The 11,968-nt window shown below is 36.5% G+C and carries 11 protein-coding genes; 1 reads left to right on the plus strand and 10 read right to left on the minus strand.

The genetic code is table 11. The features are described 5' to 3' along the window. Nucleotides 1-122: 122 nt before the first annotated feature. Complete coding sequence (nfsA, locus tag JCM9157_RS21410) at nt 123-863, minus strand: oxygen-insensitive NADPH nitroreductase (RefSeq protein ID WP_035668129.1); 741 nt, start codon at nt 861-863, stop codon at nt 123-125. 127 nt (nt 864-990) lie between these two features. Between nfsA and JCM9157_RS21415 the strand changes: the two genes are divergently transcribed. Further along, nucleotides 991-2,172 carry a DUF418 domain-containing protein gene (locus JCM9157_RS21415; RefSeq protein WP_148296938.1) on the plus strand — a complete coding sequence of 394 codons (1,182 nt, stop codon included), beginning with the start codon at nt 991-993 and terminating at the stop codon, nt 2,170-2,172. A 73-nt stretch (nt 2,173-2,245) separates the two neighbouring features. Here the strand turns inward: JCM9157_RS21415 and JCM9157_RS21420 are convergent, their stop codons facing one another. The 9 genes from JCM9157_RS21420 to pruA form a co-directional block, all read right to left on the minus strand. After that, the gene (locus tag JCM9157_RS21420; RefSeq protein ID WP_035668133.1) at nt 2,246-3,250 is read right to left on the minus strand and encodes a siderophore ABC transporter substrate-binding protein; all 1,005 of its coding nucleotides are present in this window, start codon (nt 3,248-3,250) and stop codon (nt 2,246-2,248) included. 250 nt (nt 3,251-3,500) lie between these two features. Further along, nucleotides 3,501-4,259 (minus strand): iron ABC transporter ATP-binding protein, encoded by a 759-nt coding sequence (locus JCM9157_RS21425; RefSeq protein WP_035668136.1) that lies wholly within the window; start codon nt 4,257-4,259, stop codon nt 3,501-3,503. After that, nucleotides 4,253-5,203: an iron chelate uptake ABC transporter family permease subunit gene (locus JCM9157_RS21430; RefSeq protein ID WP_035668139.1), complete on the minus strand. Its 951-nt coding sequence runs from the start codon at nt 5,201-5,203 to the stop codon at nt 4,253-4,255. Before JCM9157_RS21430 ends, JCM9157_RS21425 begins: the two co-directional genes overlap by 7 nt. Beyond that, on the minus strand, nt 5,193-6,122 hold the full coding sequence (locus JCM9157_RS21435; protein WP_035668141.1) for an ABC transporter permease: 930 nt from the start codon (nt 6,120-6,122) through the stop codon (nt 5,193-5,195). Before JCM9157_RS21435 ends, JCM9157_RS21430 begins: the two co-directional genes overlap by 11 nt. Before the next feature lie 472 nt (nt 6,123-6,594). Next, nucleotides 6,595-7,038 carry a MarR family winged helix-turn-helix transcriptional regulator gene (locus tag JCM9157_RS21440; protein ID WP_035668143.1) on the minus strand — a complete coding sequence of 148 codons (444 nt, stop codon included), beginning with the start codon at nt 7,036-7,038 and terminating at the stop codon, nt 6,595-6,597. A 103-nt stretch (nt 7,039-7,141) separates the two neighbouring features. Further along, nucleotides 7,142-8,332: an ornithine--oxo-acid transaminase gene (locus JCM9157_RS21445; RefSeq protein ID WP_035668146.1), complete on the minus strand. Its 1,191-nt coding sequence runs from the start codon at nt 8,330-8,332 to the stop codon at nt 7,142-7,144. 52 nt (nt 8,333-8,384) lie between these two features. Next, a complete protein-coding gene (gene rocF, locus JCM9157_RS21450) occupies nt 8,385-9,290 on the minus strand; it encodes an arginase (protein ID WP_081734283.1) in 906 nt (301 codons plus the stop codon). 47 nt (nt 9,291-9,337) lie between these two features. After that, complete coding sequence (locus JCM9157_RS21455) at nt 9,338-10,255, minus strand: proline dehydrogenase family protein (RefSeq protein WP_035668149.1); 918 nt, start codon at nt 10,253-10,255, stop codon at nt 9,338-9,340. Nucleotides 10,256-10,276: 21 nt separating this feature from the next. After that, nucleotides 10,277-11,821 carry an L-glutamate gamma-semialdehyde dehydrogenase gene (gene pruA, locus JCM9157_RS21460; protein WP_035668152.1) on the minus strand — a complete coding sequence of 515 codons (1,545 nt, stop codon included), beginning with the start codon at nt 11,819-11,821 and terminating at the stop codon, nt 10,277-10,279. Nucleotides 11,822-11,968 lie beyond the last annotated feature (147 nt).

Consider the following 11,968-nt stretch of genomic DNA (forward strand, 5'->3'; position numbering starts at 1 on the left):
AGCACGAGGAGGCTCACCAGCTTCCCGCGGAAAGCGGAGTGTATTTCAGGAGCGATTGCTGTGCAAGCAACTATTGTTTTTCAAATTTTAGTTAAATCCTCTTATCTACTGTCAACATAAGTTTATTTTAAGAAACCTTGTTGCTTTAGAAATTGTTCTACCTCGGGTCGTTTTGGTGTGGATAGGAAGCTGGCCATTTGCTTTGTCCATAAATCAGCACGCTTTCCGTTTGTACGTTCCAAATAATATTGTTTCATAATTTGGTCATAACGATCTAATGCATCCTTCATATTCGTCTGATCGTATTTATCATAATGGACGACTGCTTCTTGCGGCAATCGAGGTTTTTGATCTGGATTTTGCGCTGGATAACCAATACATAAGCCCATTACTGGAAACGTATACTCAGGAAGTTCCAATAACTCAGCAACAGCTTTCAGATCATTTCTTATGCCCCCAATCATGACACCACCAAGGTCTAATGAGCGCGCTGCAAGAAGCATATTTTGCGCGACTAAAGCAGCATCAACTGCTCCTACAATAATCTGTTCTTGTTCTTTTATTTCAATTGATTCATTATGCAAATCACTTGCTTGTTTTAAACGATAGTAATCAGCTACAATTACAAAAAATACCGGGCAACTTTCCACATAGCTTTGATTTCCTGCCAGTTCCGCTAATTGCTCTTTTTTCTCTTTATCTTTTACGACGATAATGCTATATGCTTGAACGTGATGTGAAGTCGGCGCCCATCTCCCTGCTTCAACAATCAAATTTATTTGTTCAGCAGTTACACTTTCATTTGTAAACGCTCGAATAGAGCGATGGCTATTTATTAAGTCGATCACAGAGTTTGTCTTCATTTATTCTCTCTCCTCTTAGCTTTTCTTTTAAGTTTACAGTAACTTTTTTGATAACTCAAAAAAAATAGACTATACAACTGTGATACAATTGGTTATATCTTACAATTATTTAGAAGGAGACATGCTGATGAATAAATCTGGGCCCTTAAATGAAACAGATCGAATTCTTTCACTAGATATAATGAGAGGTCTAGCTCTACTTGGGATCTTACTTGCAAATAGTTTACATTTTCAATATGGACTTTTTTTAGTACCTGATATTCACAATTACTACCCGCTAGGAACGATAGATCAAATAGCGGAAGGCTTTATCCGTCTCTTTGCGTCAGCTAGTTTTTATACCCTATTTTCATTTTTATTTGGCTATGGTATGGCTTTCTTGAAGGAACGATTAGAGGCTGCCAACCAACCTTTACGACCTTTATATTGGCGAAGAACGGTGATCTTACTCATAGTAGGATTTTTACATGGGACTTTTATTTGGGATGGAGATATATTGTTTGTCTATGCATTAGCCGCCTTCATTCTTTATTTTTTTCTTAAACTAAAAGAAAGAGGTTTGCTTATTTCGTCTTTTCTCTTGCTTTTTATCATGTCTCTTTCGATTGCTACACCCGAAGACGATTCAATGACTTTAATGGATGAGCAATTACTTTCATATTCTATTGAAGAAAAACAGGTTCTCTCAACCGGAACCTATTTTGATATAGTGAGCTTTCGCTTGTTCAATGATCCACTTGGACTGGGTTGGGTTGGTGAATTGATCATTCATTTTTCTTCAATGCTTAGTGTTCTAGGAATGTTTCTACTAGGAGCTTACGTAGCACGAAAAAAATGGCTCATTGACGTTTCTTACCATCGTCCTTTTCTAATCCGACTTTGGTGGATAACTCTAATTGTTGGTTTTCCTAGTAAGATCATGTATGTTTTAAATGACCGTTATGCATTTGAGATGCTCCATGCAACGGTTGGTGGTCCACTTGTTGCGATGTTTTATGCCTTAAGCATTGTTTTACTATCTTCGTCTACAAAAGGAAGGCAAATCCTCTACCCACTTTCTTATGTAGGTCGTTTATCTCTAACAAACTATTTATTACAATCAATCGTCTTTACAACGTTATTCTATAGTTATGGTTTTAATCTCTTTAATCGCATTGGGATATTTTTCGGTGTTGTCATTGCGTTTGCTTTCTTTTTCCTGCAGGTGCTATTAAGTAAGTGGTGGTTACAACGGTTTTATATCGGACCATTTGAATGGGTTTGGCGAGCTGGGACTTACTTGAAGATTCCGAAGTTACGTAGACGATAATCCGCCTTAGGAAAAACAAAGGGTTCTCCCTTAAGATCAGTATGGTGATCTTTAGGAAGAACCCTTTGTTGTTTTATTTTATTGCAGAGTCTATTTCTGCAATCATACCTTCAGTTGCTGTAATCCCGCCACCAGTAATATACCAGTATACAGGGTTTAAATAAACAATGTTTCCATTTTCAAATGCTTGTGTTCTTTTCACTACTTCATTTTCAATTGTTTGTTGAGCGGAAGATTCTCCTCCAACAATGGCTCCTCTATCTACAACGAATAAGTAAGCAGGATCTTTTTCAGCAATATATTCAAACGAGATATTTTGTCCATGACTAGAAACTTCGATGTTTTCATCTACAGCCGTAACACCAAACTCATTATGAAGAATTCCAAATCTAGAACCTGGCCCATAAGCACTAATAGATCCATCATTAGCTAATACAATTAAACCTTCTACTTCACTTACAGCGGCTTTCTCTTGCAAAGCAGTTAATGAAGAATTGATTTTCTCAAGTTCTGCAGCAGCAGCTTCTTCCTTGCCGAAAATTTCAGCTAGTAAGTTAATATTATTCGTGAATGATTCCATGTAGTTAGCTGTGTCAACTGCAAGGAATAGGGTTGGTGCAATTTCACTAAGTTCTTCATAGGCTTCTTGAGCTCTTCCTGAGATGATAATTAAATCTGGTTGAAGGTCATAAATCTTTTCAAAATCTGGTTCAAAAAGTGTGCCAGCTGTCTCATAATCTGCACCCTTGTATTTCTCTAAGTATTCAGGAACGTTATCTGTTGGTACCGCTGTGATTGCCTCAACACCTAATCTATCTAAAGCATCTAGTGCACCTAAATCAAATACAACAACACTAGCAGGATTTTTAGGAACAATCGTTTCGCCTAATTGGTGAGTCACAGTAATTTCTGTTTCTTCAACTACTTCTTCTTCAACAGGCTCTTCCTCAACTGCTTCTGTTTCCTCTGTTTCTTCAACTGGTTCAGACGTACCTTCTGTTTCTGTACTTGAACCGCAAGCTGCTGCAAAAATAGTTAACAATAAAACCATCATAATGAACATGAATGACTTTTTCATTTCTCTACACTCCTATTTGTCTTTTCAAATTTGTGCAACTAGCTTTCTTCTTCAGCGTTGAAAATGATAAGCATTCTCATGCCTACTTAAAAAAAATATTGTGAATGAGCTGATTGCGAAAGTTTAAGATCTAAACTCTTATAACATTTATAATTAATGAAATTGAAAGTTACACAAGAGCGCAATTGCTATACCTTGGCCGAGGATCTCTAGCGTAACCTTCAACTCGTTAACTAACTAAGAAAGGGCCTTACGTAAAATACACACAAATCTTTTTATCGCCAACACAGTTAATTGGGATATCCATATCATAGATTTCTTTCAATACTGAGTGGGTAATGATTTCTTGAGCTGGACCTTCTTTGACGATCTTTCCGTCTTTTAAGGCAACAATAAAATCTGAATAACAGGAAGCAAAATTAATATCATGTAAAACAATAACAATCGTCTTCCCTAATTCATCAACCATTTTTCTTAACACTTTCATAATTTGAACTGAGTGCTTCATATCAAGGTTGTTAAGAGGTTCATCAAGTAAGATATATTCAGTGTCTTGAGCAATGACCATCGCAATATGAGCACGTTGTCTCTGCCCTCCACTAAGTTGATCAAGAAATTTATCTTGAATATCTTCTAACTCCATATAGCTAATTGCTTCTTCTATATGTCTTAGATCTTCTTTTGATAAGTTGCCTTGTGAGTAGGGAAAGCGTCCAAACGAAACTAAATCTTTCACTGTTAAACGAATAGATAAATGGTTTGATTGCTTTAGTATCGATATTTTTTTCGCAAGTTCATTGCTTTTTGTTTTACTAATATCAATATTATCAATCTTTACCTCTCCTTCGTCCTTTGTGATTAGACGACTTACAATTGAAAGCAAAGTACTTTTCCCTGCTCCATTCGGCCCTATAAATGATGTGATTTTTCCTTTTCTAATGTTAACTGAAACATTTTCAACGACACTTTTGGAAGCGTATTGTTTTGAAACATTAATCACTTCTACCATTTTTTTGTCTCCTTTAATAATAGATATAGGAAGTAGACACCACCAATAAAATTGATTATGACACTAAGCGGTGTTGAAAAAGTAAAGATCCGCTCAACAAGTAACTGACCTCCGACTAAAGCTACAATACTGATTAATACGGCCCCGCTAATAAGATATTTATGTTTATACGTTCTCATAAACTCATGAGCGACGTTAGCAACTAGCAATCCTAAAAACGTAATCGGCCCGACTAATGCTGTTGCGATAGAGACTAGAATGGCAACTACAATCAAAAGACGCTTGATCACTTGATCATAATTAACCCCTAAATTAACCGCATGTTCTTTTCCTAATGATAAAACATCAAGAAATTTAATATATTTATAGGAATAAAGGAAGATTACTATAATTAGAATGAACGACACACCTAAAATATCTGTGTTCACATTATTAAAACTTGCAAACATTCGGTTCTGAACGGTCAGAAATTCATTTGGATCAATAAGAACTTGCATAAAAGTCGTTAAACTTCCAAACAGCGTTCCAAAGATTAATCCAATTAATAAGAGGAAATAAATGTTGTTTCCTTCTCTTTTAAATAAAAGCTTATAAAAGATCCCAGCAAACACAATCATGAATCCTACTGATACAGCGAAATTTAAATGTTTATTAACCATAACAATACTTAACGAACCAAACGAGAAAATAATAAAGGTTTGAATCAGCATATAAAGCGAATCTAACCCGATTATACTCGGTGTCAAAATTCGGTTATTTGTAATTGTCTGAAACACCATCGTTGAAAATGCGATTGCAGTACCTGTTAAAATAATAGCAGCAATTTTATAGCCTCTTCTCGGTAACACATATTCCCAGTTACCATTAGCACCTATTGTTAAATAGAAGATCACGAGAGCTATAGCAATTACAGATAAAGTTATTAATTTCCCCTTATATCCCATAATGCTTTCTCCTTAACAATAAATACAGAAAAATTCCGCTACCAATTACTCCAACCGTGAGACCAATCGCAATCTCGTATGGATAAATAATTAAGCGACCTAAAATGTCACAGAAAAGCACAAATATAGCTCCAAGTAAAGCAGTATAAGGAAGGTTCTCTCTTAAATTATCACCTTTATAAATGGTTACGATATTTGGAATAATTAAACCTAAGAAAGGAATCATTCCAACGGTAAGAACAACAACAGAAGTGATTAGAGCAACAATGATTAGCCCGATATTCACAACCTGTTTATAATTCAAACCTAAATTAACTGAGAACTCTTCTCCCATGCCGGCTACTGTAAACCGGTTAGCAAAGAGGTAAGCAATAATTAAAACAGGAATGCTTATGTATAATAACTCATAGCTTCCTCTGACAATTGCCGCGAAATTTCCTTGAAGCCAGGCAGACATGTTTTGAATTAAATCGTACCTGTACGCAAAAAATGTTGTAATCGAACTTACGATATTACCAAACATCAAGCCAACTAGAGGAATGAAAATGGTATCTTTAAATTTAATTTTTTCTAATATCTTCATAAAGATAAAGGTTCCAGCTAAAGCAAAGGCAAACGCAACCATCATTTTTTGAAGTGGACTTGCTGAAGTAAACAAAATTAATGAAACCAAAATTCCGAGCCGAGCCGAATCCAATGTTCCAGCAGTCGTCGGTGAAACAAAACGATTTCTCGTTAATTGCTGCATAATTAAACCACAAACACTCATTCCTACTCCGGCAATTATAATGCTTATTAACCTCGGGAATCTCACTATGAGTAGCGTTTGAATTTGATCTTCGGTTAACCGAAAAATATCCAATGGTGAGATATCTCTTACACCAATAAATAGAGAAGTAATAGATAACACAAGTAAAATAAGAACTAAATAGCTTTACGCATAACAGGCCTTCACTTTCTAGTACTAACGTTTAAAATGATAGTCTATTTACTGTCTTAAAAACGCCTACCCTCCGTTTATAGATAATCAGTTTGTGATTCATTGATAATGATAATGATTATCGGTCTAAAGCCATTTTAATGGTAAACGATAATGATTGTCAATACCATTTAAATAAATAATTGTTTAAACAACTATTTATTTTTTAGAAATACAATCTCAGTTGGTTCTCTAGTTGACGTAATTAAGCTTTCACTTTTCTTCTTAAGTGTCTAAACAACTAAATTTATGAGGATTAGTGGAGAATAATGATTCAAAAGGCTTTTATGGTAAGGTTGAGGAGTAACGATGGTCGTTTTACACCACTTCACTTAGTCAATCAATTTTTAATCCTACTAACTATCATTTCTCATTAAAAAAAGCATTCATTCTCAAATGAGAATGAATGCTTCTAATCTTTTAAATTTTCATCAATCTGTTCTAATACTTTCAAAAAGATTTCTAATTCCTTAGGGTCAATTCCTTCTGAAATTTGTTCTACTGTATTTTGAGCTTGTTCAATCATGGCTTCTTGCATTTTTTTCCCGTTAGCTGTTAAGAAAATTAAATTAGTCCTTTTATCAACAGGGTGTGGGATCCGCGTAACGAGATCATTTTTTATCAAGTTATTTACTAATCGTGAGATACTAGGAGAATCTTTATTCGTCATCGTCGCTAATTTATTCTGGGTTAACCCATCTTCTTCCCAAAGTCTAATCATAATAGCCCATTGCTCATGAGTCACTGGTAAGTTATTTTGTTTAAAATTTTTATTTAATCGGTTCATTACTAACCTGGCAGAGTTTGTAATTTTATAACCGATCGACTCAGCTAAACGATAATGTGTTGATTTCATTTAAATCCCCTTATCTTGTCATCATATAGAAATCGTACATGAAGGAGGATGTTTAATCAAGCATTAAAGTAAGCGCTTCCCCAATTGCGAACGGTTATCATTCTTAACTTAATACTTCATAAATCTTGGTGACCGCCCAATCTAGATCTTTCTTTTCAATGATTAATGGCGGTGCAAAGCGGATCACATTCTCATGAGTTTCCTTGCATAATAATCCTTTCTCTTTCAACTGTTCACAATAAGGTCTAGCTGGCTTTTTCATTTCTACTCCAATAAATAAGCCTCTTCCCCTTATTTCCTTAATGAAAGGATTATTTATTTGTTTTAGTTTTTCTAAGAAATATTGACCTAATTCAAAAGAACGATCAACCAAGCTTTCCTCCTCTATTACACTTAACGCCGCTAGGGAAACGGTACAAGCAAGCGGATTTCCTCCAAATGTAGATCCATGTGAACCAGGCTCAAAAACTCCCAATATTTTTTTGCTGGCAGCCACAACGGATATTGGGAATACACCACCTCCGAGAGCCTTCCCTAAAATGAGCATATCAGGTTCTACACTCTCCCAGTCACAGGCAAACATTTTCCCGCTTCTTCCTAAACCAGCTTGTATCTCATCCGCAATAAATAGAACATTTTTCTGTTTGCAAAGATCATGCGCTTTCTTTAAATAACCGTCAGGAGGAATGATGATCCCCGCTTCACCTTGAATCGGCTCGATTAAAAACGCTGCTGTTTGATCAGTAATAGCGTTTTCTAGCGCTTCAATGTCCCCAAACGGAATCACCTTGATACCTGGAAGTAATGGCCCAAATCCTTCTTTATACTCCTGATTGGAAGACAAAGAAACAGCTGTTATCGTTCTTCCATGAAAGTTATTTTCGCAAACGATGATTTCAGCCTGATTGTTCGGCACCCCTTTCACTTGATAGGCCCAACGTCTAGCAGCTTTTATCGCTGTCTCAACCGCTTCCGCTCCAGTATTCATTGGCAGAATCATTTCTTTCTTAGTAATAGCCGCCACCTTTTCATAAAAAGGGGCTAGTTGATCATTATGAAAAGCTCTTGAGGTTAGCGTAATTTTGTCTGCCTGTTTTTTTAACGCCGCTATTATTTTAGGGTGACAGTGTCCCTGGTTAACTGCTGAATAAGCACTTAACATGTCTAAGTAACTGTTTCCCTCAGGATCTTTTACCCATGCTCCTTTTCCCTCTGTGATCACAATTGGCAGGGGATTATAATTATGAGCTCCATATTGTTCAGTTTTCTCTATAATAGTTGTTGTGTTTTTCACTGTTACACACCTCCTAATTCATTAATATTCCTGATAGATTAATAGGTTGCTTTTAGATTAACTTCTTACCAAGAAGCGAAGTCACTAATTCAACGGCTATATTTGCTGTTTGGTTTTTATGGTCAATAATTGGATTTACCTCAACAAATTCAGCCGATGTAATCATCTCCGCTTCCGCTAACATCTCCATAGCTAAGTGACTTTCCCGATAGGTTATACCTCCAAGAACCGGAGTACCAACACCTGGTGCATCTATAGGGTCAATTGCGTCTAAATCTAAACTTAAATGAACCCCATCTGTTCTATCTTTAAAGTAGGCAATGGTTTCTTCCATGATTGTTGTCATTCCTCTTCGATCAATCTCATGCATCGTATACACTTTTATGCCTTTTTCTCTAATCAGTTGTTTTTCGCCTTCGTCAATTGACCTCGCCCCAATAATAACGATATGTTCAGGTTTTATTTTCGGCTGATAACCACCAATTTTTGTGAGTATGGGGTGCCCTAACCCTAAATTAGTAGCTAGCGACATTCCGTGAATATTTCCTGAAGGAGAAGTTTCCGCTGTATTCAAATCTGCATGCGCATCATACCAAATAACGCCCAAATCACGGTAATGTTTTTTGATTCCAGCGATTGAACCAATGCTTATACTGTGATCTCCTCCTAATACGAGAGGAAACCCTCCTTTCGTTAAAATTTCATCTAATTCTCTACACAACTCTTCACTTGTCTTAATAATTTCTTTTAAGTTTCTTAACTTCTGTTCTTGATTAGATCCTGTAGTCGAGCGGTGAATCGTAATATCGCCATAATCACTCACTTCAAAACCAAGATCCTGTATTTCTTCTATTAAGCCGGCATATCGCATCGCACTCGGTCCCATATCAACGCCACGCCTAATTTGGCCTAAATCCATCGGAACACCTACTATAGATACTTTTTTGTCTCGACTCACCCAAATGTAACCCCTTTCATTTTTAGGTAGTATAACGTTGGTCAGAGTTACTTCTTGGAAAACAACCCTCTTAAAGCAAAAGAAACATTTTGTGGCCTTTCTGCTAACCGCCTCATAAAGTACCCATACCAATCCTTCCCAAATGGTACATACACACGCATCGTATAACCTTGAGAAACAATCTCCTCTTGCACATCGGCTCTAAATCCGTACAGCATTTGAAACTCGAATTGTGTTTTCGGGATGTTATTTTCTTTACAAAACTGTTTTACTTTCTCAATGATTACATGATCATGAGAAGCAATCGCTGTATAACTTCCTGTTAACAAATGCTGTTTAATAATAGTTAGATAGTTTTCATCAATTTCCTCTTTATTCTGATATGCAACTTCTCCTGATTCTTTATAAGCTCCTTTCACTAATCTAAGTGGCACTCCTTTTAAATTCTTCAGATCATCTTGGGCTCGGTAAAAATAAGCTTGAATCACCGTTCCTACATTTGGGTAACTCTGACGAAGTTCTGCTAAAATCTCTAATGTTTGCTCGTAATGAGAGTAATCTTCCATATCTATTCGTACAAAATTATTTGTTTTTTTTGCAACTTCTAAAATTTTCAGCATGTTATTGACACAAAGACTGCGGTCAATATCAAGGCCAAGTTGGGTTAGCTTAACAGATAAGTTACAGTTCACCCCACTTACAGCTATGGCTTCAAGTGTCTGCACACAAATGTCGGTTGCTTCTGTTGCTTCTGCTGGATTCATCACAAACTCACCTAAGTGGTCGACTGTGCACACTAAACCTTTTTGATTTAATCCTTTCACCACTTTAATCACTTGATGAATGGTTGTTCCTGCCACTACTTGGGAGGCTCCTAATTTGAGCCCCCATTTTTTAGCCCCTTTATTCAACACTTTATTTTTTGATAAATAGAGAAAGAAATTTTTGGATATCTTTTCAACCATGTTCATTCCCTCCCTCAAGCATTAAAGCTGCTCTGATAGCAATTTTGCTTGTGTAAATAATAGAAGATAATCTGGTCCTCCAGCTTTTGAATCCGTTCCGGACATGTTAAATCCTCCAAATGGATGATAACCCACTATCGCGCCTGTACACCCTCTATTAAAATATAAATTACCTACATGGAATTCCTCTTTTGACTTTTCAATATGCTCACGGTTATTAGAAATAACAGCTCCTGTTAACCCGTAGTCGGTGTTATTAGCTATTTTTAGAGCATGATCAAAATCTTTCGCTTTACAAAAAGCTACTACAGGACCGAAAATCTCTTCTTTCATGATTCTAGCTGTCTCTTCAACCCCTGCAAAAATAGTTGGTTCAATAAAGTAGCCAGTCGTGTCATCTCCTTTACCACCTGTAACAAGTTCCCCTTCTTTTTTCCCAATCTCTATATAACTCATAACTTTGTCGAAAGCTGATTGATCATTTACCGGCCCCATAAAAGAGCGTTTGGCTGGATCTCCAACTGTTAATTCCTTTGTTAAACGTACGGCTTTTTCTAGTACTTCATCGTAAACGTCTTCATGAATGACTGCCCGTGAACAAGCTGAACACTTTTGACCTGAAAATCCAAATGCTGATTTAACAATAGATTCAGCCGCTAGATCAAGATCCGCTTGATTATCAACAATAATCGTATCCTTGCCTCCCATTTCCGCGACTACTCGTTTCAACCAAATCTGACCTTCATGTACTTTCGCAGCTCTTTCATAAATACGAACACCAACATCTCGTGAACCTGTGAAGCTGATGAAACGTGTTCTTGGATGATCAACCAAATAATCTCCTACTTCACTACCACTACCTGGGATAAAGTTTACAACACCTGCTGGTAGACCAGCTTCCTCTAGCACTTCTATAAATTTAGCCGCGACTACTGGTGTTGTGCTTGCTGGTTTTAATAATACGGTGTTACCAGTAACTAAAGCTGCGGAAGTCATTCCTGCCATAATCGCAAACGCAAAATTCCAAGGAGAGATCACCACACCGACACCTAACGGAATATATGCTAGTCTATTTTTTTCAATTACTCGACTTTCAATCGGATATCCTTTTTTCAACTCAATCATTTGTCTAGCATAATACTCCATGAAATCAATTGCTTCTGCAGTGTCAGCATCAGCCTCATTCCATGGCTTACCAGCTTCATAAACTAAATAAGCTGAGAATTCGTGTTTGCGTCTGCGAACAATAGCTGCAGCTTTAAATAAAATATCGGCTCTTACTTCAGCGTCCCACTTTTTCCAACTATTAAAAGTTTGATCTGCTACTTGCATTGCTTTTTCTGCTAGTGCTTGATTAGCCTTTGAGACGAGTCCTACTATTTCTGATGTGTTAGAAGGATTGACAGATGTGATTTTGTCTTTAGTTGAGATTCTTTCGCCTCCTATTACCAAATCATATTCTTTTCCTAGTTCGTTTTTTACTTGTTGTAATGCTTGTTGGAATTGTTGAACATTTTCTTCTAGTTGGAAATCAGTGAATGGTTCATGCTTGTATGGTACAGTCATTTTAATCGACTCCTTTTTAGTTAGCTTCATTAAAATACTAAGCAAAAATTGTGCCAATATTTCTTAGATTATGATTTTAAAGATTTTGGTTTTTCCTAACGAATCCGTTCCATTACGCTACAGGCACTTGCTTTCCGCGGGGAGTAT

The organism is Halalkalibacter akibai JCM 9157, assembly GCF_000513135.1.
GTDB lineage: Bacteria > Bacillota > Bacilli > Bacillales > Bacillaceae_D > Halalkalibacter > Halalkalibacter akibai.

Bases quoted from the DNA above. Each gene is read 5' to 3' on its own strand.
- JCM9157_RS21455 (WP_035668149.1), bottom strand. From the start codon at position 10,255: ATGGTTGAAAAGATATCCAAAAATTTCTTTCTCTATTTATCAAAAAAT.
- JCM9157_RS21430 (WP_035668139.1), bottom strand. From the start codon at position 5,203: ATGGGATATAAGGGGAAATTAATAACTTTATCTGTAATTGCTATAGCT.
- JCM9157_RS21425 (WP_035668136.1), bottom strand. From the start codon at position 4,259: ATGGTAGAAGTGATTAATGTTTCAAAACAATACGCTTCCAAAAGTGTC.
- JCM9157_RS21420 (WP_035668133.1), bottom strand. From the start codon at position 3,250: ATGAAAAAGTCATTCATGTTCATTATGATGGTTTTATTGTTAACTATT.
- JCM9157_RS21440 (WP_035668143.1), bottom strand. From the start codon at position 7,038: ATGAAATCAACACATTATCGTTTAGCTGAGTCGATCGGTTATAAAATT.
- nfsA (WP_035668129.1), bottom strand. From the start codon at position 863: ATGAAGACAAACTCTGTGATCGACTTAATAAATAGCCATCGCTCTATT.
- pruA (WP_035668152.1), bottom strand. From the start codon at position 11,821: ATGACTGTACCATACAAGCATGAACCATTCACTGATTTCCAACTAGAA.
- JCM9157_RS21415 (WP_148296938.1), top strand. From the start codon at position 991: ATGAATAAATCTGGGCCCTTAAATGAAACAGATCGAATTCTTTCACTA.